Genomic DNA, 25,464 nt, shown 5'->3' with positions numbered 1-25,464 from the left:
ACGGCGATGACCGCGACCGACACCGAGAGCACCTATCTCGTCGAGGGACGTCTCCTGGAGGTCTGCACCTGCAAGGCGGTCTGCCCCTGCTGGGTGGGCCTGGACCCCGACGGCGGCGTCTGCGACGGCTCCGTCATCTGGTACATCGACAGCGGGACCGTGCAGGGCGTCGACGTCTCGGACCGCGGCCTCGCCGTGCTCGCCTACATCCCCGGCAACGTGCTGGCGGGGAACTGGACCGCGATGGTCTACGTCGACGACCGGTGCTCCGAGGAGCAGGAGAAGGCGCTGCTCAACGTCTTCACCGGGCAGCTGGGCGGGCCGATCGCGGACCTCGCCGCGCTGATCGGGGAGGTCGTGGGCGTGGAACGGGCGCCCTTCGCCGTGACCGTGCAGCAGGGCAAGGGCACGCTCAAGATCGGCGACGTGGTGGAGGCCGAGTTCCAGCAGCTGGTGGGCGCGACCGGGAAGCCGACCACCCTGTCCGACTCGGTGTTCTCCACGATCCCGGGATCGCCGGCCTATCCGGGGACGGCGTCGGTGTACCGGCGCAGCGGCCGGAAGCTCGGCCGACCGGACGTCGACATCTCCGGCTACAACTCGGTCCAGGGCCACTTCCGGTTCACCGGCTGATGTCCGCGGTCGCGGTCCGGACCCGGCTCCGCGACCCGGCGACCGGGCTGTGGGCGGCCGCGGGCGCGTGCTGGCTGCTCAGCGGCTGGCTCGTGCTCGCGGGCGGCCACCACCACGGTGCCGCGGTGCCCACGCCGGGCCCGTTCCTGCTGGCGTGGCTGGTGATGGTCGGGGCGATGATGCTGCCGACCGTCGTGCCGCTGGTACGGCTGTTCGCGCACGTCCGGGCGCGGGCGCCGCAGCCGGGCGGGGCGCTGCCGGCGCTGCTGGGCGGCTACCTCGCGGTGTGGACGGTCGTCGCGGGGCTCGCCTTCGTCGTCGCGCTCGGCGTGGCGGCGGCGACCGGCGCGGCCCCGTGGGTCGCCGCCCGGACGGAGGTCCCGCTCGGCCTGGCGATCGTGCTCGCGGGCGCCTTCCAGTTCAGCCGGCTCAAGGAGGCGTGCCTGCGCGCCTGCCGCAGCCCGGCGACCGTGCTGCGCCGCGAGTACCGGCGGGGTCCGGCGGGTGCCGCGCGCCTCGGCGTGCGGCACGGCGTGTCCTGCGTGGGCTGCTGCTGGGCGTTGATGCTGGTCATGGTGGTGACCGGGGCGGCCGGACTGCTGTGGATGCTCGGCCTCACCGCCGTGATGGTGCTGGAGAAGACGAGCCGGTACGGGCCGCGGCTGGTCCCGGTGGTCGGCACGGGCCTGCTCGTCCTGGGCGGGGCCCTGCTGATCGCCGGGGTGGCGCGGCCGGCCTGAGGAGCGGTCGTCAGACGAGGTCGCTGCGGCTGAGCACCCCGACGAGCCGGCGGCCCTCGCACACCGGCAGCACCCGGAAGCCGCGGTCGATCACCAGGTGCCGGGCGTCGGCCAGCGGCGTGTCCGGCCGGACGACGGTGGGGGAGCGGGTCATCGCGGCCCCGACCGTGCGCGGGGGACCGGCGCGGCTGCCGTCGAGCGGGTCGCGCAGGAGGTCGGCCTCGCTCACCACGCCGACCAGCCGGCCGTCCTCCTCGACCACCGGGAGCAGGCTGAACCGGCGGGTCAGGAGCAGCTCGACGGCCTCCGAGCAGGGCGAGGTGGGCCGGACGACGACGAGGTCGGTGCCGGTCATCGCCTCCCCGACCGTCCGGGCGTCGGGCCTGCGCTCCCGCGGCATCCGGGGCGGGACCGGATCGGGCAGCGTGGTCCGGCCGAACAGCCGGGTCAGCACGCCCGGGCGTTCCCGCGGACCGCGCAGCAGGTCGCTGCGCGTCACCACCCCGACCAGGAGCCCGCGCTCCACGATCGGCATGACCCGCAGCTCGCCGTAGGTCCGCAGGCGGTGCGCGACGACGGCCGCGCTCGTGGCCGGCGACATCGTCAACACGTCCGTGGTCATGATCGAACCCACGGTCGCACCGGCGTCGGCGCCGTCCTCGCGATGGCGCAGGACGTCGACCAGGCTGACGATCCCGACCAGCCGGTCGACGCCCCGCACCACGGGCAGGGCGCTGAACCCCGCCCGGAGCATCCGCTCGGCCGCCACGTCCACGGCGTCGTCCGCCTGCACCGTGACGAGCCGGCGGGTCATGACATCGCGCGCGCGGACGGGCATTCGACCGACCCTAGTGGACCCGGAGACGCCCAAGATCCACGTCGCGACGGGAGGTCAACCGTGCCCGCGCTCCAGCACGTCCGCGACGCGGCGGGCTCTCGCCCCTCGCCGACCGTCCAGGCTCCCGTCCCGCGATCAGCACCGGTGCTGTCGACGGCGCCTCCGACAGCGCTGGTGCTCATCTCACCCGCCCGACGGCCCCTGACCTGGCACCCATGTCGACCACCGTGGACGCATGACAAGCCCGTGGGGCGGGGGCCGGCCGTTCACGGCGGTGGTCACCGGCGCGGCGCGCGGGATCGGGCTCGCGCTGGCCGGGCAGCTCCGGGAGCGAGGTGCCGACCTGGTCCTCGCCGACCTCGACCGGGCCGCGGTGCAGGCCGCGGCGGAGCGGCTCGGCGGCATCGCGGTGGTCGCCGACGTCGCCGACCCGGAGGCCGTGGAGCAGCTCGCCGAGCACTCGTCGAGAGCCCGGTTCGTCTGCCTCAACGCCGGGATCGTCGGGCCGTCGGTCGGTGCGCCCTGGGAGGTCCCGGCCGCGGAGTGGGACCGCGTGTTCGCGGTGAACGTGTCGGGGGTGGTCCACGGCCTGCGGGCCTTCGTCCCCCGGCTGCTCGCGGCGGCGGAACCGGCCCACGTGCTGGTCGCCGCCTCCCTCGCGGGAATGACGGTGTTCCCCGGCGGCGGGGCGTACGGCCCGTCGAAGCACGCGGTGACGGCGGTCGTCGCGCACGCGGCGATGGCGCTCGAGGGCACGCCGGTCGGGATCAGCATGATCTGCCCGGCCCTGGTGGCCACCGGTATGTCTCCCGTCGGCGCGGACCCCGCGGACGTCGCCCGGGAGGCGCTCGCCGCGGTCGACGACGGCGTGTTCGCCGTGGTGCCGCCGGAGTGGCGGGCCGCCGTGGTCGACCAGGTCAGGACCGTCGCCGCGGGCGGGCGGCCGACCCCGCCCGTTCCGACGGGCTGACCCCGCTCCCGAGCGGCCGACCCCGCCCGCCCCGAGCGGCCGACCCCGCCCGCCCGACGGGCTGACCCCGCTCAGCCCGGATCCGGGGCCGGCTCACCCACCCTGATCTCCTCGCCGACCACCGCGACCGGGAGGCGGTGGAGGGGCTCCTCCGCCGGCCCGCCGGCGACGCTGCCGTCGGTGATGCGGAAGCGGCTGCCGTGGCAGAAGCAGTTGATCGTCCCGGCGGCCACGGCCCGCACCGTGCAGCCGCGGTGCGGGCAGGTCGACGAGAACGCGACGAACGTGCCCTCGACCGGCTGGGTCACCACCACCCCGTCGGGCAGGATCGTCCCGCCGCCGACGGGCACCCGGTTCCTGGGCAGGGTGGCGGACACGGGACGGGCTCAGCGGTAGACGAGGCCATCGTCGAGGTCGGCCTTCGGGAAGATCGCCTGTTCCTCCTCGTGCTCCAGCATGTGCGTCCAGGGCTCGCGGTCGCCCTGCTTGAAGAGCACGTGCTGCGAGCGCAGGACGTAGCCGGAGTTGAAGTTCTCCGGGTCCGACCACGGGCGCAGCGGCATGTCGGCGTCGCCCGGCCGCAGCGTGGGGACGACCACCGTGGCGCCCTTGTCGCGCATGTGCCGCCACATCCGGCACACCAGGTCGGCGACGAGGTCGACGCGCAGGGTCCAGCTGTGCCGGAAGTAGCCGAACATGTAGGCCATGTTCGGCACGTCGCTGATCATGATCCCGCGCCAGGTGACCTTGCGGGTGAAGTCGACCGGCTCGTCGTCGACGCGGAAGGCGACGTCGCCGAAGGCCGACAGGTTGAAGCCGGTGGCGGTGACCACCACGTCGGCCTCGATCTCGTCGCCCGAGCCGACGCGGATGCCCTTCTCGGTGAACTCCGTGATCGTGTCGGTGACGATCGACGCCTTGCCCGCGCGCAGGGCGGCGAAGAGGTCGCCGTCCGGCACGATGGCGATGCGCTGCTGCCACGGCCGGTACCGCGGGGTGAGGTGCTTCTCGACGTCGAAGCCCTCCGGCAGCAGCGGGCGCATCGACTCCATGAGGAACGTGTGGACCTCCTCGGGTGTCTCCAGCGACGCCCGGGCCAGCCAGTTGAACTGCGACATGTACTGGCGGCGCATGATCTCGTGGGTCCACTCCTCGGGGATGTCCAGCGCGCGCAGCTGCACCGCGAGCTCGTGCGTGACGGGCGGGGCGAAGTAGTAGGACGGCGAGCGCTGCAGCATCGTCACGTGGTCGGCCGTCTCGGCGATCGCGGGGATCAGCGTCGAAGCGGTCGAGCCGGAGCCGATGACGACCACGCGCTTCCCCGTGAGGTCGAGGTCCTCGGGCCAGTCCTGGGGGTGCACGATCGTGCCGCCGAAGCGGTCCATGCCCTCCCACCGCGGCTGGTACGGCTCGGCGTGGTTGTAGTAGCCCTGGCACATCCACAGGAAGTCGGTGGTGAAGCGCAGCCGCCGGCCCGTCTCCTCCTGGTCGACCTCGACGGCCCACCGGCGCTCCTCGGACGACCAGGCGGCCGCGACGACCCGGTGCCGGTAGCGGATGTGCCGCCGCAGGTCGTCCTCGTCGAGGACCTCGTCGAGGTACGCGAGGATCTCCTCCCCGGCGGCGATCGACGGGCCGCGCCACGGCTTGAACCGGTAGCCGTAGGTGAACAGGTCGCTGTCGGAGCGCACGCCCGGGTACCGGTGGGTCCACCAGGTCCCGCCGCGGTCCGGCTGGGCGTCGAGGAGGAGGAAGGTCCGGTCGGGGAAGCTCTCCTGCAGGTGGTGGGCGGCGCCGATGCCGGAGACGCCGGCGCCGACGATGAGGACGTCGACGTGGCCGGCCTCCTCGACGGCCCTGTCGGTGGTGTCCTGGGGAGCGCTCGCGGGTGCAGACGTCATCGGCTCGACCTCCGGTACACGGGGTGTGATCCACGTCATGGTAGTGCGGAGTGCATCGCGCAACGTCCGCCGAGCGGGTCCGGGCGAGATTGGGCCCGACGGGCCGTTGTCACGGGCCGCGCGGGGGTGCACCGTACGTGCACCACACCGACGGGAGGCCCGCCGTGGGTGACCCCTGGGGTTTTCTGCGCACCGCACGCCGGCCCACTCCCCGGCGCCCGGTGGACCTGCGGCTGCGCGACTGGCGCGAGGTGTACGAGCCGCTGCCGGAGCCGGCGCTGCGCGAGCAGGCCGGGCGCTGCATGGACTGCGGGGTGCCGTTCTGCCACGCGGAGTGCCCGCTGGGCAACCTCATCCCGGAGTGGAACGACCTGGTCCACCGCGAGCGCTGGCGGGAGGCGAGCGAGCGGCTGCACGCCACGAACAACTTCCCCGAGTTCACCGGAGTGCTCTGCCCCGCGCCCTGCGAGGCGTCGTGCGTGCTGGCGATCAACGCCGACCCGGTGTCGATCAAGCAGGTCGAGCTGCAGATCGTCGACCACGCCTGGGACGAGGGCTGGGTGCGGCCGCTCCCGCCGCCGCGGCGGACGGGACGATCGGTCGTGGTGATCGGGTCGGGGCCGGCGGGCCTGGCCGCGGCCCAGCAGCTCACCCGGGCGGGGCACGACGTCGTGGTGTGCGAACGGGCCGACCGGATCGGCGGCCTGCTCCGCTACGGCATCCCCGCGTTCAAGATGGAGAAGCGCCGGCTCGACCGGCGGCTGGCGCAGATGCTCGCCGAGGGCACGGCCTTCCGGGCGGGCGTGGAGGTCGGCGTCGACGTCAGCGCCGACCGGCTGCGCGACGAGTCCGACGCCGTCGTGCTGGCCTGCGGCGCCACCGCCCCGCGCGAGCTGCCCGTACCCGGCCGGCACCTGACCGGGGTGCACCTCGCGATGGACTACCTGACCTGGGCGGACCGGGTGCAGGAGGGCGACCTCGCCGAGTCGCCGATCAGTGCCGAGGGCAAGGACGTCGTCATCATCGGCGGGGGCGACACGGGTACGGACTGCCTGGGCACCGTGCACCGCCAGGCCGCCCGGTCGGTGGCGCACGTCGACATCCGGCCCCGCCCGCCGGAGCGGCGCACCGCCGACATGCCGTGGCCGACCTATCCGGCGGTGCTGCGGACCTCGCCCGCGCACGAGGAGGGCGGGGCGCGCCTGTTCTCGGTCGACACCGTCGAGTTCCACGGGGACGCCGACGGCGGGCTGCGGGCGGTCACGCTCGTGGAGGGTTACCGCGACGAGACCAAGCGCTTCCACCCCGCCGGGGCGACCACGGAGGTCCCCGCGCAGCTCGCGCTGATCGCCCTCGGGTTCACCGGCGCCGAGCGGGGCGACCTCCTCGCCCAGCTGAAGGTCGGGCTCGACGCGCGCGGCAACGTCGTCCGGGACGAGGACTTCATGTCCACCACGGACGGGGTCTTCGTCGCCGGGGACATGGGCCGCGGCCAGTCGCTGATCGTGTGGGCGATCGCCGAGGGCCGTTCCGCGGCCGCCGCGGTCGACGCCTACCTCACCGGCCGTGACCTGCTGCCCCGGCCGATCCGGCCCGACCGCGTTCCGATCGCCTGACCGGGCGCCGCAGCCAGAGGATCGCCCCGACCGCCACGGCGACGAGCCCCGCGAGGACGACGGCGGCCACGACGGGGTTCGCGCCGGCGCAGTCGTCCACGGGGTCGTCGTGGGTGAGCGCGCAGGCCATGCGCTCGCCGCGCTCGGTGCCGTAGCGCGCCACCAGCTCGGACCGGAAGTCCCGCCACTCGCGGCGGGTCTCGGTGACGGCGCCGGTCACGGCCTTGGCGAAGTTGGTGCCGACCATGCCGCGCGGCGTCGTCGGGTCGGTGGCCGCGCCGGTGACGGGGTCGATCTGCCCGCGGTCCTTGTTGAGCCCGGCGTGGGTGACGCGGAGCTGGCAGGCCCCGACGCCGGGGACCTCGTCGCGGGCCACGTAGCAGCCGGTGCTGAGCTCCGCGGGCGGGTCGGGCGCCGCGGCGCCGCGCAGGTCGAGCAGCGGGCTCGGCGCGGGCAGGTCGAGCCCCGGCGGGTTCTCGTCCCCGATCGGCCGCGCCGGGTCGGCCTGGTCGGCCCAGTTGCTGTGGGCGTAGAAGTCCTGCACGCCGTGCAGCGCCCGGCCGAACGCCTCGAGCGTCGCGCACTTGGCCCGCTCCTCCCGCTCGTCGTCGGACCGGCACTCCGGGTCGAGACCGACCTCGGCCGCGAGCACCTCGCCGTCCCGGCCGAGCAGTCCCTGCGCCTTGTCCACGCCCTCGCCGAACCGCAGGCGCATGTGGTTCAGGCAGTCGACGAGCGACGCCGTGGCCTGCATCCGGGTCCGCGGGTACGGGCCCGCGACGTAGTCCGCGCCGTCGCAGTGCGCGGCCGGATCGGACAGCTCGTCGCGGTCCGGAGAGCCGACGGCCCCGAACTCGTGGCCGTGCCCGGCGAGGTAGTCCATCGTCGTGGGCTCGAAGCAGTCGGGATCGGAGCGTGCGTCACCGGCGCAGCTGAGGGCCGCCCGGGTGAGCCGCTCGTGCTCACGGCTCTGGCCGCCGCTGTCGATCGTGCCGAAGCCCGCGGCCGAGCCGGGTGCCGCGGCGAGGCCCAGCACGACGAGCAGGCCGAGCAGGACCGTGAACCGCCGTCGTCGCACCGCGGAGCCTCCCCCTCGGACGGGTCGCCCGCGGATCGTGCCGCGCCGAAGATCGCGCGGGCCTCATCCCGGCGGGGTGATCGCGGGGCCGAGCCCGTCGTTCGCGGTCAGCCGGGTGCCGGCCACGCGGGCCGTCCCGGGCCGGGTGAGCACCCAGGCGACACCCAGCAGGATCCAGGCCGCGGAGATCGCGGGATAGGTCCCCGCGCCGCCCTCGGGGTAAGGAACGATGTTGCGGTACAGCGTGTACCCGAGCAGGACCAGCGCGAGCGCCGGGACCACCACCTCCCACGCCGCCACCTCCCGGCGCCCCGAGAAGAACAGCAGCCGGGCGGCGCCGATCGTGGCGAGCGCGTAGACCACCAGCAGGATCAGCGTGCCGATCGTCGCCGAGGCCTGGAACAGCGTGAACGGGGCGGCGTCGAGCACGAACCAGGCGAGCGCGACCTCGAGGTACATCGCCCCGACCACGACGGCCGTGGCCCGCACCGGCGTCCCGCGGCTCGGCGAGATCCCGGCCAGTGCGGTCGGCCCGACGCCGTCGCGGGCGAGGGCGAACAGGAGCCGGGAGCCGCCGACCGCGCACGCGAGCGCGCAGCCGAACGCGCTGACCGCGGCGCCGACCGTGATGAGGTTCCCGACCCAGCCGGCGACGTACTGCGCGCCGAGGTCGCCGAGCAGCGACGACGACGCGATGAACGCGGACACCCCCGCCGGGTCGGTGCCGAAGCCCATCACCTCCACGGTGGTGACGAACACGAAGTAGACGCCGCCGAAGACGGCGGTGCCGAGGATCGCCCGAGGGATGCTGCGACGCGGGTCGCGGGCCTCCTCGCCGAGCGTGGCCGCGGCCTCGAACCCGGCGAAGGACAGGAAGCCGAACACCACGCCGAGGAACAGCGCGGACACGCCGGTGCCCGGCGCCACGGTGAACACCGACGCGTCGAGGGTGTGGCCGCCCGGCGCCGTGCCGCCGGCCAGCCGGACGAGGACCACCACGCAGACCGCGAGGATCAACGCGACGGTCACGCCCTCGATGGTCAGCAGCACCCGCGTGCCGCCACGCACCCGGACGACGGCGAGCGCCAGCACACCGAGCAGGGCGATCGCGGCCAGGGCGAACCCCGCCCAACCCGGCTGGTCGGGCCAGATCCCGAGCACGCGCAGGGCGTCGGCCCCGAAGATGCCCGCCGCCGTCGACGTGACCACGCCGTAGAACACGTACGTCCCCAGCAGCGACCATCCGGCGACCACGCCGGCGCGCGGGCCGAGGGTGGCGCCGACGAACCCGTAGACGCTGCCGGCGTGGTGGAACCGCTGGCACAGCCGCACGAAGGTGTACGCGACGAGCAGGACGCCGAGGGTCGCGAGCGCGAAGGCCAGCGGGACCGCGCGCCCGACCGTGCTCGCCGTGCCCTGCGGGTTGATGTTGGCGGCCATCGACGGCGCCATGAGAGCCAGGGAGAGCCCGATCGCCTCCCACACACCGAGGCCGCGACGGAGCCGGGAACCGGGGGTCGAGCTCTGCACCATGGCGCTCACCTCTTCCGACCGGGGTGGGTCGGCCGGACGAGGTCGGGAGTTACGCGCGCGCGAGGGGCCGGGGGCGCAGACTGTCGCCCATGCACGACAGCTCGACGGGGAGTGACCCCTCCGCGCGGCCGTCCCGCGCGAACCGCCGCCGGTGGCGCCGAATGCTGGCCGACGAGCGGGAGGAGGCCAAGGTCTACCGCGACCTGGCCGCCCGGCGCAGCGGGGACGAGCGGGAGATCCTGCTCGGGCTCGCCGTCGCGGAGGAGCGGCACATCGCGCACTGGGCGCGCCTCCTGGGCGACGACGACGCGGCCTCGGCCGGCCGCGGCTCGCTGCGGATGCGGCTGCTCGCGTGGCTCGGACGGCGGTTCGGCTCGGTCTTCGTGCTGGCGCTCGCCCAGCGGGCGGAAACCCGCTCGACCTACCGCTGGGACGTCGACGCCACCCCCGCGATGGCGGCCGACGAGCGGATCCACGAGGAGGTCGTCCGGGGGCTGGCCGTGCGTGGCCGGGCCCGGGTGTCCGGGACCTTCCGGGCGGCCGTCTTCGGTGCGAACGACGGCCTGGTCAGCAACCTCTCCCTCGTGCTCGGCGTGATCGGCGGCGGGGCGGCCCGCGGCACGATCCTGCTCACCGGTCTGGCCGGGCTGCTGGCCGGCGCGTTGTCGATGGGGGCCGGCGAGTACGTGTCGGTGCGCTCGCAGCGCGAGCTGCTGGCGGCGTCGGCCCCCGACATCAGCGACGCCTCCCGGGTCCTGCCGCAGCTCGACGTCGACGCCAACGAGCTCGCCCTCGTCTACCGGGCCCGGGGGCTGCCCGCCGAGGACGCCCGCAAGCGGGCGGAGCACGTGCTGCGCAGCAGCGACCCCGCGCTCGCCGTGGCCGCGACGAACCCGGTCCCGGAGGGCCACGACGTGGTGGGCAGCAGCCTGGGCGCCGCCGTGTCGAGCTTCCTGTTCTTCGCATCGGGTGCCCTGATCCCGATCCTGCCGTTCCTCGCCGGCCTGTCGGGCGGCCTCGCCGTGACGGTCTCGGGCGTGCTCGTCGGGATCGCGCTGATGCTCACCGGCGCCGTCGTCGGCGTGCTCTCCGGTGGGCCACCGCTGCGCCGGGCCCTGCGCCAGCTCGCGATCGGCGGCGGCGCCGCGGCGGTCACCTACGGACTGGGGCTGCTGTTCGGCGCGACCGTCGGCTGAGCCCGCGGGAACGGCGGCCACCGGCGGAGCCGGCTGTCGGGAGCCGGATCACCCACCGCTCGAGCCGACGGGCGTGGGTGCGACCGGCGTACGTGGGGTGATGCCGCGCACCGCCGCCGTGGCCTCTCGCAGCAGCGCGCACAGCCGGGCATCGCGTTCCGCCCGCGTCCGTCCGTGCAGCCGGCTGATCACGAGCCGCATGGCGGAGGTGACCGCCATGCCGGGTGGCAGCACCAGCAGCCGGGCCCGGACCCGCATCCTGGTCACGGCGTCGTCCGGATCGGTGTGGCGCAGCCGGCGCCGGATCCGGTCCAGCCGGCGTGCCGACCGGCGTGGCAGCCGGCCGGCCGCGGCCAGGCAGCAGCCGACGACGGCATCGGTGCCCTGGAGCTCGTACCGGCCGGCGCCGATGAGGTCCGGCGCGAGCAGCGCGAGCTCGCTGCGCGCCGCGTCGCCCCGCACGGCGTCGTTGACCATCCGGGCCAGTGCGGCCAGAGCCGGATGCGTGCAGCGGGGGTGATCGCTGAACGGGGCTCCGGCCAGGACGGACACGTACTCCATCAGGCAGGCGCCCTCCTCGACGGCGCGGTGGGAGCCACGGCCGAGCACCGGCAGGTGCTGCGGGGTGGTCGGGGGGCCGGCCTCGTGTCGGTTCATCGACTCGCTCCCCGCCTTCTCGCGATCCCCGTTCCGGCCCGACGCGCAGTGGGGGCGCCCCCCTGCCTGTCCCGCATCATTCCTCGCCTCCCCGAAGGAGCCCGTGTCCCGGCCGGCGGTCTCCGGCCGCCCGGAGTCTCCCTCGCGGTGGCCCGGTGAAACCTCCACGCTCCGTGCCCCCGGAACTGGAAGCTGCCCGCAAGCCGTCGCCGGTTCGCCGCCTTCGACCGCGGTGTCGGCACGGTCGACGCTCACTCCGAGTCGTGGTGCGGGATGCGGTGGCCGACGTGCTCGGCGAACGCGTAGGTCTCCTCGACCAGCCTCCGCACGTGATCGCTGGTGAGCCGGTACACCATCCGCCGCCCCTCGCGGCGCGCGCCGACCAGTCCGGCGAGGCGCAGCCGGCCGAGGTGCTGCGACACCGACGACCGCGAGGCCGCGACCTGTGCCGTGAGGGTGCCCACGTCCTGCGGGCCTTCGGTGAGCAGGCCGAGCAGGTGGAAGCGGGTCGCGTCGGCCAACTGCCGCAGGACGTCCGCGGCGAGGACCACCACGTCGGCATCGAGTGGCTCCCGCACCGGACTGGCAGCTGCGATGTCCTTGTGCGCGCGCATGGTTGCATAATGCCTCTGAGCTGGGCATTCTGCCAACCATGGCAGGAGAGCGGGGCGCCGGCGGACAGCACCGGCACGGTCATGGGCATGGCCACGGCCACGGTCATGGGCACGGCCACGGGGACCACGGGTCCGGCGGGGTGCTGGGGTTCCTCGGCTCACTCGTCCGGCCGCACAGCCACGACGCCGCGGACTCCGTCGACCGGGCCCTCGAGGCGAGCGCCGACGGCATCCGTGCGCTCAAGATCAGCATGGTCGCGCTGCTCGTGACGGCCCTGGGGCAGGCCGCCGTGGTGGTGCTGACCGGCTCGGTGGCGCTGCTGGCCGACACGATCCACAACTTCTCCGACGCGCTCACGGCCGTACCGCTGTGGATCGCCTTCGTGCTGTCCCGCCGCCGCCCGACCCGGCGCTACACCTACGGCTACGGCCGGGCCGAGGACCTCGCCGGGGTGTTCATCGTGGCGATGATCGCGCTGTCGGCCGTGGTCGCCGGGTACGAGTCCGTCCGCCGCCTGCTCGACCCGCAGCCGATCGCCGATCTCGGCGTGCTCGTCGCCGCCGGTCTCGTCGGGTTCGTGGGCAACGAGCTCGTCGCCGTCTACCGGATCCGGGTGGGCCGGCGCATCGGGTCGGCCGCGCTGGTGGCCGACGGGCTGCACGCGCGCACCGACGGGTTCACCTCGCTCGCCGTGGTCCTGGGGGCACTCGGCGTGCTGGCGGGGTTCCCGCTGGCCGACCCGATCGTCGGCCTCCTGATCACGGTCGCGATCCTCGTCGTCCTGCGCGGCGCGGCGCGCGACATCTACCGCCGGCTGATGGACGCGGTGGACCCCGAGCTGGTCGACCGGGCGGATGCGGCCCTGCGCGCGGTGCCCGGGGTGCGCGGGATCGAGCAGCTGCGCCTGCGCTGGGTCGGGCACCGGGTGCGCGCCGAGGCCGGGCTGGAGGTCGACAGCGACCTGTCGGTGGTCGACGCGCACGCGATCGCGGCCGAGGCGAAGCACCGGCTGCTGCACGAGGTGCCCAAGCTCGTCGACGCGACCGTGCACGTGAGCCCGCACGGGCCGGAGGGCCACGCCCACCACGCGTCACTGGCCCACCACGACCTCGCGCGCTGACCGCCCACCGGCCTGCCCCGCGCGCCGGGCCGGGCGCCGACGGCGCCCGAGCCCTTGACGTCCGGCTCTGTGCGTCTAGCCTTACGGTTCGTGGCGGCTTACGGAGATGCCGGACTGGGGCTCCTCGGTGACCCCAGCCGGCGGGCCATCTTCGAGCTGCTCGCGCGCCGGCCCAGTTCCGTACGGGAGCTCGCCGACGCGTTGCCGATCAGCAGGCCCGCGGTGTCGCAGCATCTGCGGATGCTGCGCGAGGGCGGGCTGGTGGTCAGCCGGGCAGAGGGGACCCGGCGGATCTACCGGATCGACCCCGAAGGCGTCGGTGCCTTGCGGACGTGGCTCGAGGGCGTGTGGAGCGCCGCGCTGACCGACTTCCAGAAGACCGCCGAGGCGACCGCGCCCGGCTTCGACCCCCGGGACGACGCAGAACCCACCTGACCCAGAACCCACCTGAGGAGTACTCATGAGCGGCACGGCCCCGATCCCGCCCATCACGGGCACGGTCAGCCTCGCGGTCCCCGTCGAGCGGGCCTTCGAGGTGTTCACCGGTTCCGTCGACGCCTGGTGGCCGCACCAGTACCACATCGGGCAGGCCGAGGTCGCCGAGGTCGTGCTCGAGCCGCGGGTGGGCGGACGCTGGTTCGAGCGCGGCGTCGACGGCAGCGAGTGCGACTGGGGCCGGGTGCTGGTCTGGGAGCCGCCGCGCCGGCTGGTGTTCACCTGGCAGATCAACGGCTCCTGGCAGTTCGACCCCGACCCGGACAAGGCCAGCGAGATCGAGGCGCGGTTCACGGCGACGGGCCCGCGGGAGAGCCTGGTCGAGGTCGAGCACCGCCACTTCGAGCGGCTCGACGGCGGGCAGGCGATCAACGACGCGATCAACGGGGGCGGTGGCTGGGCACTGCTGCTCGACGGGTTCGCCAAGACCGTCGCCGAGCAGGGCTGAGTCGGCGATGGACCCGGTGAACACCGTGGACACGATGGCCATGGCCCGCGAGGAGCGCGGCGAGCTGGTCGACCTGCTCGTCACGCTCACCCCGGAGCAGTGGGAGGCCCCGACGCTCTGCAGCGAGTGGTGCGTCCGCGAGGTGGTGGCGCACATGTTCAGCTACGAGGAGCTCGGGCGCCTCCAGCTGGTGGGCCGGTTCCTGCGCCGTGGTCCGGGGCGGGCCAACGACCTCGGGGTCGCCGCCTACGCCGACCGCAGCCCGGACGAGCTGATCGCCCTGGCGAAGAACCACCTGCAGCCCACGGGGCTGACCGCCGCGTTCGGCGGCCGGATCGCCCTGACGGACGGGACGATCCACCACCAGGACATCCGGCGCCCGCTCGGCCTGCCCCGCCGGATCCCGCCCGAGCGGCTCCTCGTCGTCCTCGACTACGCCAGGACGGCCCCGCCGATCAGGGCGCGCACGCGCATCCGTGGACTGACCCTGCGGGCGACCGACCTCGACTGGACCACCGGGTCGGGACCGGAGGTCACGGGGCCGGCCGAGGCGCTGCTGATGGCGCTCGCCGGACGCCCCGGCATCACCGGTGAGCTGTCCGGGCCGGGGCTGCCCGAGCTCGCCGCGCGCATCGGCTAGCCGGCCGGCCATGGCGCCGCTGCTCCGTGGCGGCGGCGACCGACCGGGCGCCGTCAGGCCCGCTCGGCGACCGACCGGTCGACCAGGAGCTCGTCGAGCAGGCCTGCCGCGTCGCGGAAGCTCTCGCCCAGGTAGCGACCGGGCACCCGACGACGGGCCGGGCGGGTCAGGAAGGCGTTCCCGGCGTAGCAGGCCGGCGTGCCCGAGGCCGCCACCGCCGCGAGCGCGTCGACCGCCGACCGTCGACCCGCGGCCATGTGGGAGACCACCACGACCGCCGCCGGTTCCAGCGTCTCCACCGCGATCGTCAGGGTCGGGACGGGGGTGCGCGCACCGAGGACCCGGCAGGCGCGTCCGTTCGAGGCGAGGAGCATGCCGAACGCCTCGAGTCCCAGCGAGTGCAGGTCGCGCGGCCCGCAGGCGAGCAGGACGCCGCCGCCGGGGCGCGGCTCGGGCGCGAAGGCCACGAGCCGGGCGAGCCAGGTCCGGGCGGCCTCGGTGGCCAGGTGCTCGTGGCCGACGTCGCAGGTCCCGATCTCCCACCAGTGCCCGATCCGGCGCATGGCGGGCACGAGCACGAGATCGACGGTGGCGCCCAGGCCCAACCGCCGGGCGGCGTCGTCGAGACACGAGCGGATGCCGGACTGGTTCATCGTGTGGGCCGCGTCGAGGAAGCGGTCCACCAGGTCGCGGCCGGGCTCGGGGGAGTCGACCAGGAGGCGGGCGGTCGTCGCAGCCTCGCCGGCGCGCCGGCCGCGCGCGATCTCGTCCCGGATGATCCGCAGCTCGTCGATCGCCCGGGCCGGGTACCGGCGGTGCCCGCCCCGGGTACGGACGATGCCGGGCACCGAGTACCGGTACTCCCAGGTGCGCAGCGTGGAGATCGGCACCGCGAGCAGCGCGCTCACCTGCTGGATGGTCAACGGGCGATCCGGACGGTCGTGGGTGGTCGCGACGGGCACGGGATCAGCCTGCGCCTCCCGCGCCGCCGTGCCGCCCGGCGTCGAGGTTTCGGATGCGTAGGTTCGGCCGTTGCCCGGCGGGGACCGGCGCCGCACCCTGGAGACAGGCCGGCCCGGTGCGCCACCGGTTGCCACCCCCGCGGAGGCGGACCGGGCCGGCGCCCACACGGCCGGGTCCGACCCGGAGTGGTGCGCGACCCACCCCGGCCCACGATCCGGTCCGCTCCCACCGCGGCGCCCGTACGGGACGTCGCCGCGCGTGGCCCGCCTCCTTCCGTCGGGGAGGCGGGCCGCCTGCGCGCAGGACGCGTCGACGGGGTGATCCCGCGTTCGGCCCTGGCCCCCGTCCCCGCGGCGGGGCAGCATCGGATGCCCCGGTTCGACCGCGGGGCGAGGACCTCCTGCCCGACGACGTGTGAGGTGGCCGATGGAGAAGTACGTCTACGAGTTCACCGAGGGCGGCAAGGACGAGAAGGACCTGCTGGGCGGCAAGGGCGCCAACCTCGCCGAGATGACCCGGCTCGGGCTGCCGGTGCCGCCGGGGTTCACGGTGACCACCCAGGCGTGCCGGCGGTACCTGGCCGACGGCGTGGTGCCGGCCGAGCTGCGCGTCCAGGTGACCCGGGCGCTGCGCGCGCTCGAGGACCGGATCGGCCGCCAGCTCGGCGACCCCGAGGACCCGCTGCTGGTCTCGGTGCGCTCGGGAGCCAAGTTCTCGATGCCCGGGATGATGGAGACGGTCCTCAACATCGGGCTCAACGACGCGTCGGTCCGCGGGCTGGCCGCGGTGGCCGGGGACGAGCGCTTCGCCTGGGACTCCTACCGGCGGCTGATCGCCATGTTCGGCAGGACGGTGCTCGACATCGACGGCGGGCAGTTCGCCGACGCCATGGACGCGATGAAGCGCGAACGTGGTGTCGCGCAGGACGTCGACCTCTCCGCCGGCGACCTCGAGGAGCTGGTCGAGGCCTACAAGAAGGTGGTGCAGCAGGAGACGGGCCGCCCGTTCCCGCAGCACCCCCGCGAGCAGCTCGACCTCGCGATCAAGGCCGTGTTCGACTCGTGGAACACCGAGCGGGCCCGGCTCTACCGGCGCCGCGAGCGGATCCCGCACGACCTCGGCACGGCGGTCAACATCTGCACCATGGTGTTCGGCAACCTCGGCGCGGACTCCGGCACCGGGGTGTGCTTCACCCGCGACCCTGCCACCGGCAAGCAGGGCGTCTACGGCGACTACCTGCCGAACGCGCAGGGTGAGGACGTCGTCGCCGGCATCCGCAACACCCTCACCCTCGCCGACCTCGCCGAACGGGACCCCGCGTCGGCGAACCAGCTCTACGCGGTGATGCGGCGGCTCGAGACCCACTACCGCGATCTCTGCGACATCGAGTTCACGATCGAGCGCGGGAAGCTGTGGATGCTGCAGACCCGCGTCGGCAAGCGCACCGCCGCCGCGGCGTTCCGGATCGCCGCCCAGCTCGTCGACGAGCAGCTGATCACCCTGGACGAGGCGTTGCACCGGGTCACGGGCGAGCAGCTCGCACGGCTGATGTTCCCGCAGTTCGACCCGGCCGCCGACCGCACGCTGCTGGCGACGGGCCTGGCGGCGTCGCCGGGGGCCGCGGTCGGGGCGGTGGTGTTCGACTCGGCCGCCGCCGTCGCCCGGCAGGCGGCCGGCGAGCCCGTCGTCCTGGTCCGTCGCGAGACCAACCCCGACGACCTCGCGGGCATGATCGCCGCGGCCGGCGTCCTGACCAGCCGCGGCGGCAAGACCTCGCACGCCGCCGTCGTCGCACGGGGGATGGGCCGCACGTGCGTGTGCGGGGCCGAGGCGATCGACGTCGACGCGGCGGCCCGGACCGCCCGCGTCGGCGACATCGTGATGCACGAGGGGGACTGCATCGCGATCGACGGTTCGACCGGCGAGGTGTTCCTCGGCGACGTCCCGGTGATCCCCTCGCCCGTCGCCCGCTACCTCGAGGAGGGGCTCGACGCCGTCCTGGACCGGGCGGACGAGGAGACCGAGGAGCTGGTGCTCGCGGTGCACCGCATCCTGTCCCACGCCGACTCCACCCGGCGGCTGCGCGTGCGCGCCAACGCCGACACCGGCGAGGACGCGGCCCGCGCCCGCCGCCTCGGCGCTCAGGGCATCGGCCTGTGCCGCACCGAGCACATGTTCCTGGGCGAGCGGCGCGCCCTGATCGAGCGGCTCGTCCTGGCCGACACACCCGAGAGCCGCGCCGAGGCGCTCGACGCGCTGCGGCCGCTGCAGCGCGCCGACTTCGTCGAGCTGTTCGAGGCGATGGACGGCCTGCCGGTGACGGTGCGGCTGCTCGACCCGCCGCTGCACGAGTTCCTGCCCGACCGCACCGAGCTCGCGGTCCGGGTGGCCGTGGCCCGCGAACGCGGCGAGGACCCCGCCGCCGACGAGGCCCTGCTCGCCGCGGTGGAGCGGCTGCACGAGTCGAACCCGATGCTGGGGCTGCGGGGCGTGCGGCTGGGCCTGGTGGTGCCGGGGCTGTTCGCCATGCAGGTGCGGGCGGTCGCCGAGGCCGCCGCCGAGCGGATCGCGGCGGGCGGCAGGCCCGAGGTGGAGATCATGGTGCCGCTCGTCGGCTCGGTGATGGAGCTGCACCTGATCCGCGACGAGACCGACGGCATCCTCGCCGAGGTCGCCGAGCGTGAGGGCGTCACGCTCGACATCCCGGTCGGGACGATGATCGAGCTGCCGCGGGCCGCGCTGACCGCCGGGCGGATCGCCGAGGCCGCCGACTTCTTCTCGTTCGGCACCAACGACCTGACCCAGACGGCGTGGGGGTTCTCCCGCGACGACGTGGAGGCCGCATTCTTCGCCCTCTACCTGGACAAGGGCGTGTTCACCGTGTCGCCCTTCGAGACGCTCGACGAGATCGGCGTCGGCCGGCTGGTCCGCCTGGCCGTGGAGGAGGGCAGGCGTTCCCGGCCCGGGCTGAAGATGGGGGTGTGCGGGGAGCACGGCGGCGATCCCGACTCGGTGCACTTCTTCCACCACATCGGGCTGGACTACGTCTCCTGCAGCCCGTTCCGGGTCCCGGTCGCCCGGCTCGAGGCGGGCCGGGCCGCGGTCACGCTCGACGACACCGCCGCCGGGCTGGCCGGGCCGCGCTGAGTTCCCGGCCGGCGGACCCGGCCCGCGGGCTCAGCTCGGCGCGAGGTGGGCGAGCAGGGCCCCGGCGACGACCGACGGTGCCTCGTCGAGCGCGCCGTGGCCCTGCCCCGCCAGGTCGACGACCGCCGCGCGGGGGAGCGCGGCGGCGATCGCCGTCGTCGCCCGTCGCATGTGGTCGGGGCTGTGCTCACCGAGCAGCATCAGCACCGGCACGTCGACGGCGGCCAGGGCGTCGATCCCGGGCAGCCGGTCGACCTCCCGCATCTCGCGGGTCCAGGTGTGCACCAGGGCGACGCGCTCGGGCCAGGTGGGCAGGACGCGCATGCCGGCCACGGCTTCGGCCGGGACGCCGACGACCTCGGTGAGGGCTCGCGCGACCGCGCCGGCGCGGTCGCCGTCGGTGATCATCACGTCGAGGGCGTCGATCGTCGCCGGCGGCGTCAGCGGGCCGTCGACCGGCCACGGCGGCTCGTAGAGGAACAGCTCGGCGACAGGCAGGCCGCCCGCCGCCGCGGCACCGAGGACCACGGAGGCGCCGCTGGAGTTCGCGCCCACGCTCAGCGGTCCCAGGCTCGCCAGCCGCCCGGCCGCCGCCCGGACGTCCTCGAACTCGCGGGCGAACGCGTAGGGCAGGGTGTCGCCGGAGTCGCCCTTGCCGCGGCGGTCCATCAGCCAGCAGGCGTAGTGCCCGTCGAGCAGTGCCGCGGTGCGGGCCCAGCGGCCCCGGCCGGCGGGGCCGCCGGGGACCAACAGCAGGCGTCGGGGCCCGTCGGTCACCTGTTCGAGGGCGATCTCGGTGCCGTCGGCCGAACGGACGCGCTCGAGGACCGTCATGCGGCCGTGGTCGCATCCGATCTCCCGGAGGTTACGCAGGTCGGACCGGGATCGGACCGTCGGAGGAGGCCCGCAGGACGACGACCGAGCGCGGCCGCACCGTCACGACGTCGCCCGCCCCCGGTTTGCCGTGCGCCGCCGCCTCGCCTTGGGCGAAGGTGTCGATCTCGGGCTCCCAGACCTGACCCTCGCGGAGGGCGGGCACGGTGAACCGCACCGGCTCCCACCAGGCGTTGACCAGGACGAGGAAGTCGTCGTCGAGCAGCTCCCGGCCCTCGGCGTCGCGGTCGGGTGCGTCCCGGCCGTCGAGGTAGGTCGCGACGCTGCGGGCGCCCGGGTCGGCCCATTCGGCACCGGTGACGATCGTGCCGGAGGGGGTGTACCAGCGCAGGTTCCGCCAGTCGACGCCGGACAGGAACCGCCGGCGCCGGAACACCGGGTGCTGCCGCCGGAGCGCGATCAGCGTGCGGGTGAAGGCGAGCAGGTCCTCGTCGACGTCCGCCCAGTCGAACCAGGTCAGCTCGTCGTCCTGGCAGTAGGCGTTGTTGTTGCCGCGCTGGGTACGGCCCAGCTCGTCGCCGCCCAACAGCATCGGGATGCCGAAGGAGAGCAGCAGCGTGGTCAGCAGGGCCCGCTGCTGCCGCGCCCGCAGCGCCCGCACCTCGGGATCGTCCGTCGGCCCCTCGACGCCGCAGTTCCAGGACCGGTTGTCGTCGGTGCCGTCGCGGTCGTCGTCGCCGTTGGCCTCGTTGTGCTTGCGATCGTAGGTGACGAGGTCGGCGAGGGTGAACCCGTCGTGCGCGGTGACGAAGTTGACCGAGGCGGTGGGCCGCCGGCCGCGGCTGCCGTAGAGGTCGGCGGAGCCGGCGAACCGGGTCGCGAACTCGCCGAGCAGGCCGTCGTGGCTGCGCCAGAAGTCGCGGACCGTGTCGCGGTAGCGGCCGTTCCACTCCCGCCACAGCGGCGGGAAGCGGCCGATGTCGTAGCTGTCCGCCCGCCCGACGTCCCACGGCTCGGCGATCAGCTTCGCCCGCGACACCACCGGGTCCTGCGAGACGAGGTCGAAGAACGCGGCCAGACGGTCGAAGCCGCCGTCGTCACGGGCCAGGGTGGGCGCCAGGTCGAACCGGAACCCGTCGACGCCCATCACCGTCAGCCAGTACCGCAGCGAGTCCATGACCAGCTGCAGCGTGAACGGGTCCGCGGTGTTCAGGGAGTTGCCGCAGCCGGTGGTGTCGAGGTAGCGGCTCGGGTCGGCGGGGTCGAGCCGGTAGTAGCCGGCGTTGTCGAGGCCGCGGTGGCACAGGGTGGGGCCGTACGGGTCGCCCTCGCCGGTGTGGTTGAAGACGACGTCGAGCACGACCTCCAGGCCCGCCCGGTGCAGGGCGTCCACCATCGCCCGGAACTCCGCGACCTCCCCGCCCGGCCGCCCGCGCCGCACCTCGGCGGAGTAGCCGGGGTGCGGGGCGAGGTAGCCGATCGTGTTGTAGCCCCAGTAGTTCGTGAGGCCGCGCTCGGGGAGGAAGGCCTCGGACACGTGGTGGTGCACCGGGAGCAGCTCGACGGTGGTCACGCCCAGCCCGACGAGGTGGGCGACGGCGGCGTCGTGCCCCAGCCCGGCGTAGGTGCCGCGCAGCTCGGGCGGCACGCCGGGGTGCGCCGCGGTGAACCCCTTGACGTGGATCTCGTAGACCACGGTGTCGGCGTAGGACCAGCGCGGCGCCGGTTCGGACAGTGTCGGCGGCGGGCCGACGACCAGGCTGCGCGGCACGTGCGCCGCCGAGTCCAGCGTGCTCGGCCGGCCGGGGTCGTCCGGGTCGTGCCCGAGCACCTCGGGGCCGAAGCGGACCTCACCCGCCACCGCCCGCGCGTACGGGTCGAGCAGGAGCTTGGCCGGGTTGTAGAGCAGGCCGCGGGCGGGCTCGTAGGGCCCGTGGGCGCGGTAGCCGTAGGCCCGGCCGGGGCCGGCGCCCGGCACGAAACCGTGCCAGATCCCGGCGTCGTACTCCGGCAGCTCGAGCCGGACCTCGTCCGGCCCGTCGAAGAGGCAGAGCTCGACCGCGTCCGCCCGCGAGGCCACGGCGAAGTTCGTGCCGCCCTCGCGCACGGTCGCCCCGAGCGGGGCGAGGGTGCCGGGCAGCACCCGCACCGGCGCGCTCACCGCTCCGGTCCCTGCTCGCGCAGCCTGCGCAGCACGTCCCCGACGGGGTCGACCACGCCGTGCCGGCGGCGGATCACGTCGGCGACCAGGCCCGTCCAGCCGGTCTGGTGCGACGCCCCCAGCCCCGCTCCGTCGTCGCCGTGGAAGTACTCGTTGAACAGGAGGTTGTCCTTCCACCTCGGATCGCGCTGCAGCCGCTCGACCCCGCCGAAGCAGGGCCTGCGGCCGTGGTCGCCGACCAGGAACAACGACACCAGCCGCTCCCACAGGTCGGCCACGACCTCGTCGAGCCGCAGCCGCTTCCCGGACCCGGTCGGGTACTCGACGGTGTGGTCGTCGCCGAAGAAGCGGTGGTAGCGCTCGAGCGAGGTGACGACGAGGTGGTTGACCGGGAACCAGACGGGTCCGCGCCAGTTGGAGTTGCCGCCGAACATCGCGACGGTCGACTCGGCCGGCTCGTAGTCGATCTCGGCGTGCAGGCCGGGCGCGTCGAGCACGTACGGGTGCTCGCGGTGGTACGCGGACACCGAGCGCAGGCCGTGCGGGGAGAGGAACTCCGCAGGGTCGAACAGCTGGGCGAGGAGGCGGTCGAGCTTGTCGACGCCGACCACGCCGAGCAGCAGCTGCCGGTCCCCGGGACCCCCGCGCAGCAGCCCGCGCGCCGCGAGCTCCTTCTCGTCGTCCAGGCCCCGACGGTCGAGCAGCAGGGAGAAGTCCTTGCCGGCGGCCGCTGCGCGCCGCAGGGTCGTCTCGTCGGCGACCCCGGCGGCGAGCATCGGGAGCACGCCCACCATGGACCGCACCGCCACCGGCACGGCAGTGCCGTCCGGGGCGACGAGGCGGTCGGCGAAGAGCCCGGTCTCGATGTCCCACAGGCCCTCCGACTCCACCGCGTTGCGGATCGCGGCGATGTGCTCGAGGAACTTGCGGACCAGGTCGTTCGCGGGCCGGCCGGAGTTGCGCAGCACGGCGGCGATGGCGCCCATGGCCAGCGCGTACGAGGCCATCCAGCCGGTCGCGTCGGACTGCTCGAGCAGGTAGCCCGGCGGCAGGTGGGAGCGGTCGATCGGGCCGATGTTGTCCAGGCCGAGGAAGCCGCCCTCGAAGACGTTGGAGCCGTCGGAGTCCTCCAGGTTGACCCACCAGGTGAAGTTGAGCAGGAGCTTGTCGAAGACCCGGGAGAGGAAGTCGACGTCGGTGGCGCCGTCGAGGGCGAACACCTCGAGCGCGGCCCACGCCTGCACCGGCGGGTTGACGTCGCCGAAGTCCCACTCGTAGGCGGGCAGGGCGCCGTTCGGGTGCTGGAACCACTCGCGGCACACCAGCAGCAGCTGGTACTTGGCGAAGGCCGGGTCGACGTGCGCGAGTGCGACGCAGTGGAAGGCCAGGTCCCAGGAGGCGAACCAGGGGTACTCCCACTTGTCCGGCATCGACATGATGTCGAAGGAGTTGAACGTGCGCCACCGGGCGTTGCGCCCCTGCTTCCGCGAGTCCGGCGGCGGTGGCTGGCCCGGGTCGCCGTCGAGCCAGCGCGCGACGTCGTAGTAGTAGAACTGCTTGCTCCACAACAGCCCGGCGAAGGCCTGGCGCATCACGTTCGCCTCGTCGGCGGAGGCCGCCGGGGGCGTCAGCTCCGCGTAGAACTCGTCCGCCTCCACACGCCGCAGGTCGCGCACCCGCGTGAAGTCCTCGCCGAGGTCGCCGGGCCGGTCCGCGGGCCGCAGCCGCAGCCGCAGCTCGGCGGTCGCGCCGGGGTCGACCGCCACCCGGTAGCGGGCGGCGCACTTCGTGCCGGTGCCGTCCGGGTTGACCGTGTCCGCGCCGGCCACGACGTGGTCGTTGATCCCGTCCTTCGGGTACCGCGGTCCCGGTTCGCCGTACAGGCGTTGCAGGTTGGTCTCGTTGTCGCAGAACAACAACTCGGGCGCGGCGTCGTCGGGCCCCGGCGCCGCGACCAGCTCGAGGTCGCCGAGGAAGGGGTGCGGCACCGCGACCGTCGCGGGGCCGGTCGCGCGCATCACCGGCGCCGTGGCGTCCGGGTCCCAGGACCAGGTGTTGCGGAACCAGAGCGTCGGCAGCACGTGCAGCTCGGCGCGCTCGGGACCGGCGTTGGTGACCTCGACCGTGACCAGCAGGTCGTCCGGATCGGCCTTGGCGTAGTGCACCTCGACCACCCAGTAGCGGTCGTCGTCGAAGGCACCCGTGTCGAGCAGCTCGTACTCCGGGTCGTTGCGGCCGCGGGAACCGTTGGTCGCCACCAGGTCCTCGTACGGGAACGCGCGCTGCGGGTAGTGGTACCGCCAGCGGTTCCAGGCGTGCGACGGGACGGCGTCGAGGTACCACCAGTACTCCTTGGCGTCCTCGCCGTGGTTCCCCTGCGGCCCGGTGAGCCCGAAGATCCGTTCCTTGAGGATCGGGTCCTGCCCGTTCCACAGCGCCAGGCCGAGACAGAGCCGCTGCTCGACGTCGGAGAAGCCGGCCAGCCCGTCCTCGCCCCACCGGTAGGCCTGGGAGCGGGCCCGGTCGTGCGGCAGATAGGACCACGCCTCGCCGTCGGGGCTGTAGTCCTCGCGGACCGTGCCCCACTGTCGCTCACTGAGATACGGACCCCAGCGGTACCACGGATCGCCCGTCCGCAGCCCGTCGTCGAGGCTGTCGAATCCCCGCACCCGCTCGCTCTCCGCGCCCACCGCGCGCCTCCCCGTCGTCGTCGTCCACCCGGGGCGGAGTCTCCGGGCCCCGGACCGAGGGGGATTCACCCGTCACGGATGGGGCCGCGAGGGGTGACGAGGGGTCAGCCTGTCGCCGGAGATCGGGACCGCCGAAGGGAGTCCACGATGAGTACGGACGCCACACGCCCGGCCGCTTCCGGTGGAGCGGCGACGCCCGGGGGCAAGGCGGAGTTCACCCGGACCTTCGCCAAGGGCGCCGCCGTCCTGATGCTGGTCGCAGCGGTGTGCGGCGTCCTGACCGGGATCACGTCGATCGCGCAGAACGAGCTCGTGGTGCGCACGCCGCAGTACACCTACTCGTTCGACGTCGGCACGTGGGGCTGGATCCACCTGGTCCTGGCCGTGCTGCTCGGTGTGGCGGGGTTCGGGGTGCTGCGGGGCGCGAGCTGGGCGCGTGCCCTGGGCATCACGGCGGCCGCGCTGAACATCGTGGCGCACTTCGCGTTCCTGCCGCACTTCCCGATCTGGGGCCTGCTGCTCATCGCGCTCAACCTGATCGTGATCTGGGCGCTGGTCCCGTACCGGGCCGAGAAGGCCTGAGGGCCCGGACCGGCTCCGGCCCCGCACACGGCCCGCCCGGACGGGCGGACCGGCACACCCGAGAAAGGGGTTGGACATGGTGCTCGCACAGACCGGCTATCCGTTGCTGGACCTGTTCTGGACGATGCTGGTGTTCTTCGGCTTCGTCGTGTGGTTCTGGTTGCTGTTCGTGATCTTCGGTGACATCTTCCGGCGCGACGACATCGGCGGTTGGGGCAAGGCCGGCTGGACGCTGGTGATCATCGTCCTGCCGATCCTGGGCTCGTTGGTGTACCTGATCGTCGAGGGCCGGAGGATGGGCGAACGCAGGCAGGCGGACGCAGCGGCGGTCCGCAAGGCGTACGAGCACGACGTGCGCCGGATCGCCGCCGCGAACGGCGACAGCGGTGGGCCCACCGCACAGATCTCCGAGGCGAAGCGGCTGCTCGACCAGGGCGCGATCACTCCGGAGGAGTACGAGTCGCTGAAGTCGAAGGCACTCGGCCGTTCGGTCGGCGAGCCCGCCTGACCTGCCGGAGCCGTGACGGGTGAGTACCGACGGGGCCGCCGCGGAGGCGCCGACCGGGAGCCGGGTGCTCGGGCTCCTGCTCGCGATGGCGATGTTCGT

Annotated in this window: 23 protein-coding genes; 12 read left to right on the top strand and 11 right to left on the bottom strand. The window is 74.2% G+C overall.

Features of this window, described 5'->3' with window-relative positions:
• Window positions 1-6: 6 nt before the first annotated feature.
• Both LWC33_RS17460 and LWC33_RS17455 read left to right on the top strand, forming a co-directional pair.
• Window positions 7-633 (top strand): DUF1326 domain-containing protein, encoded by a 627-nt coding sequence (locus LWC33_RS17460; protein ID WP_233305459.1) that lies wholly within the window; start codon window positions 7-9, stop codon window positions 631-633.
• Window positions 633-1,373 (top strand): DUF2182 domain-containing protein, encoded by a 741-nt coding sequence (locus LWC33_RS17455; protein ID WP_233305458.1) that lies wholly within the window; start codon window positions 633-635, stop codon window positions 1,371-1,373. The genes LWC33_RS17460 and LWC33_RS17455 overlap by 1 nt, the downstream gene beginning before the upstream one ends.
• Window positions 1,374-1,383: 10 nt before the next feature.
• On the opposite strand, the gene LWC33_RS17450 is transcribed toward LWC33_RS17455, so the two are convergent.
• Window positions 1,384-2,211 carry a CBS domain-containing protein gene (locus LWC33_RS17450; RefSeq protein WP_233305457.1) on the bottom strand — a complete coding sequence of 276 codons (828 nt, stop codon included), beginning with the start codon at window positions 2,209-2,211 and terminating at the stop codon, window positions 1,384-1,386.
• A gap of 235 nt (window positions 2,212-2,446) precedes the next feature.
• On the opposite strand from LWC33_RS17450, the gene LWC33_RS17445 reads away from it, so the two are divergent.
• Window positions 2,447-3,181: an SDR family NAD(P)-dependent oxidoreductase gene (locus tag LWC33_RS17445; protein WP_233305456.1), complete on the top strand. Its 735-nt coding sequence runs from the start codon at window positions 2,447-2,449 to the stop codon at window positions 3,179-3,181.
• Window positions 3,182-3,252: 71 nt separating this feature from the next.
• Here the strand turns inward: LWC33_RS17445 and LWC33_RS17440 are convergent, their stop codons facing one another.
• Both LWC33_RS17440 and LWC33_RS17435 read right to left on the bottom strand, forming a co-directional pair.
• The gene (locus LWC33_RS17440) at window positions 3,253-3,558 is read right to left on the bottom strand and encodes a Rieske (2Fe-2S) protein (RefSeq protein ID WP_233305455.1); all 306 of its coding nucleotides are present in this window, start codon (window positions 3,556-3,558) and stop codon (window positions 3,253-3,255) included.
• A 9-nt stretch (window positions 3,559-3,567) separates the two neighbouring features.
• The gene (locus LWC33_RS17435; protein ID WP_233305454.1) at window positions 3,568-5,082 is read right to left on the bottom strand and encodes a flavin-containing monooxygenase; all 1,515 of its coding nucleotides are present in this window, start codon (window positions 5,080-5,082) and stop codon (window positions 3,568-3,570) included.
• Window positions 5,083-5,246: 164 nt separating this feature from the next.
• Here LWC33_RS17435 and LWC33_RS17430 point away from each other — a divergent pair, with 164 nt between their 5' ends.
• Window positions 5,247-6,698 (top strand): glutamate synthase subunit beta, encoded by a 1,452-nt coding sequence (locus LWC33_RS17430; protein ID WP_233305453.1) that lies wholly within the window; start codon window positions 5,247-5,249, stop codon window positions 6,696-6,698.
• Here the strand turns inward: LWC33_RS17430 and LWC33_RS17425 are convergent.
• Entirely contained in the window at window positions 6,640-7,776 is a 1,137-nt protein-coding gene (locus tag LWC33_RS17425; RefSeq protein ID WP_233305452.1) for a hypothetical protein, read from the bottom strand. The genes LWC33_RS17430 and LWC33_RS17425 overlap by 59 nt on opposite strands.
• A gap of 63 nt (window positions 7,777-7,839) precedes the next feature.
• A complete protein-coding gene (locus tag LWC33_RS17420; RefSeq protein ID WP_233305451.1) occupies window positions 7,840-9,309 on the bottom strand; it encodes an APC family permease in 1,470 nt (489 codons plus the stop codon).
• Window positions 9,310-9,470: 161 nt separating this feature from the next.
• On the opposite strand from LWC33_RS17420, the gene LWC33_RS17415 reads away from it, so the two are divergent.
• Window positions 9,471-10,505, top strand: coding sequence for a VIT1/CCC1 transporter family protein (locus tag LWC33_RS17415; RefSeq protein ID WP_233305450.1), 1,035 nt, complete (start codon window positions 9,471-9,473; stop codon window positions 10,503-10,505).
• Between the two features lie 48 nt (window positions 10,506-10,553).
• Here LWC33_RS17415 and LWC33_RS17410 read toward each other — a convergent pair whose 3' ends face one another.
• Together LWC33_RS17410 and LWC33_RS17405 are read right to left on the bottom strand one after the other, a co-directional pair.
• Window positions 10,554-11,162, bottom strand: coding sequence for a hypothetical protein (locus LWC33_RS17410; protein ID WP_233305449.1), 609 nt, complete (start codon window positions 11,160-11,162; stop codon window positions 10,554-10,556).
• A gap of 251 nt (window positions 11,163-11,413) precedes the next feature.
• Window positions 11,414-11,776, bottom strand: coding sequence for an ArsR/SmtB family transcription factor (locus LWC33_RS17405; RefSeq protein WP_233305448.1), 363 nt, complete (start codon window positions 11,774-11,776; stop codon window positions 11,414-11,416).
• 38 nt (window positions 11,777-11,814) lie between these two features.
• Here LWC33_RS17405 and LWC33_RS17400 point away from each other — a divergent pair, with 38 nt between their 5' ends.
• From LWC33_RS17400 to LWC33_RS17385, 4 genes are all read left to right on the top strand, one after another.
• On the top strand, window positions 11,815-12,897 hold the full coding sequence (locus LWC33_RS17400; protein ID WP_233305447.1) for a cation diffusion facilitator family transporter: 1,083 nt from the start codon (window positions 11,815-11,817) through the stop codon (window positions 12,895-12,897).
• 90 nt (window positions 12,898-12,987) lie between these two features.
• Window positions 12,988-13,332 (top strand): ArsR/SmtB family transcription factor, encoded by a 345-nt coding sequence (locus LWC33_RS17395; RefSeq protein WP_233305446.1) that lies wholly within the window; start codon window positions 12,988-12,990, stop codon window positions 13,330-13,332.
• A gap of 25 nt (window positions 13,333-13,357) precedes the next feature.
• Window positions 13,358-13,840, top strand: coding sequence for an SRPBCC family protein (locus tag LWC33_RS17390; RefSeq protein ID WP_233305445.1), 483 nt, complete (start codon window positions 13,358-13,360; stop codon window positions 13,838-13,840).
• Window positions 13,841-13,847: 7 nt separating this feature from the next.
• Window positions 13,848-14,480: a maleylpyruvate isomerase family mycothiol-dependent enzyme gene (locus tag LWC33_RS17385; protein WP_233305444.1), complete on the top strand. Its 633-nt coding sequence runs from the start codon at window positions 13,848-13,850 to the stop codon at window positions 14,478-14,480.
• A gap of 53 nt (window positions 14,481-14,533) precedes the next feature.
• Here the strand turns inward: LWC33_RS17385 and LWC33_RS17380 are convergent, their stop codons facing one another.
• On the bottom strand, window positions 14,534-15,442 hold the full coding sequence (locus LWC33_RS17380; RefSeq protein ID WP_233305443.1) for a MerR family transcriptional regulator: 909 nt from the start codon (window positions 15,440-15,442) through the stop codon (window positions 14,534-14,536).
• Window positions 15,443-15,869: 427 nt separating this feature from the next.
• Between LWC33_RS17380 and ppdK the strand changes: the two genes are divergently transcribed.
• Window positions 15,870-18,590 carry a pyruvate, phosphate dikinase gene (ppdK, locus tag LWC33_RS17375; protein WP_233305442.1) on the top strand — a complete coding sequence of 907 codons (2,721 nt, stop codon included), beginning with the start codon at window positions 15,870-15,872 and terminating at the stop codon, window positions 18,588-18,590.
• Between the two features lie 30 nt (window positions 18,591-18,620).
• Here the strand turns inward: ppdK and LWC33_RS17370 are convergent, their stop codons facing one another.
• The 3 genes from LWC33_RS17370 to LWC33_RS17360 are packed head-to-tail and all read right to left on the bottom strand — an operon-like array spanning window position 18,621 to window position 24,275.
• Entirely contained in the window at window positions 18,621-19,424 is an 804-nt protein-coding gene (locus LWC33_RS17370; protein WP_233305441.1) for an alpha/beta fold hydrolase, read from the bottom strand.
• 31 nt (window positions 19,425-19,455) lie between these two features.
• Window positions 19,456-21,585, bottom strand: a complete 2,130-nt coding sequence (gene glgX / locus LWC33_RS17365; RefSeq protein ID WP_233305440.1) for a glycogen debranching protein GlgX — start codon at window positions 21,583-21,585, stop codon at window positions 19,456-19,458.
• Window positions 21,582-24,275: an MGH1-like glycoside hydrolase domain-containing protein gene (locus tag LWC33_RS17360; protein WP_233305439.1), complete on the bottom strand. Its 2,694-nt coding sequence runs from the start codon at window positions 24,273-24,275 to the stop codon at window positions 21,582-21,584. Before LWC33_RS17360 ends, glgX begins: the two co-directional genes overlap by 4 nt.
• Window positions 24,276-24,422: 147 nt before the next feature.
• Here LWC33_RS17360 and LWC33_RS17355 point away from each other — a divergent pair, with 147 nt between their 5' ends.
• Together LWC33_RS17355 and LWC33_RS17350 are read left to right on the top strand one after the other, a co-directional pair.
• A complete protein-coding gene (locus LWC33_RS17355; RefSeq protein WP_233305438.1) occupies window positions 24,423-24,857 on the top strand; it encodes a DUF7144 family membrane protein in 435 nt (144 codons plus the stop codon).
• Between the two features lie 76 nt (window positions 24,858-24,933).
• Window positions 24,934-25,365 carry an SHOCT domain-containing protein gene (locus LWC33_RS17350; protein ID WP_233305437.1) on the top strand — a complete coding sequence of 144 codons (432 nt, stop codon included), beginning with the start codon at window positions 24,934-24,936 and terminating at the stop codon, window positions 25,363-25,365.
• The last annotated feature ends 99 nt before the right edge of the window (window positions 25,366-25,464 follow it).

The sequence above is a fragment of the Pseudonocardia terrae genome (assembly GCF_021343995.1).
GTDB classification, from domain to species: domain Bacteria; phylum Actinomycetota; class Actinomycetes; order Mycobacteriales; family Pseudonocardiaceae; genus Pseudonocardia; species Pseudonocardia terrae.
Note: the sequence above shows the minus strand (reverse complement) of the source record. Positions and strands in the feature narration are given on the sequence as shown.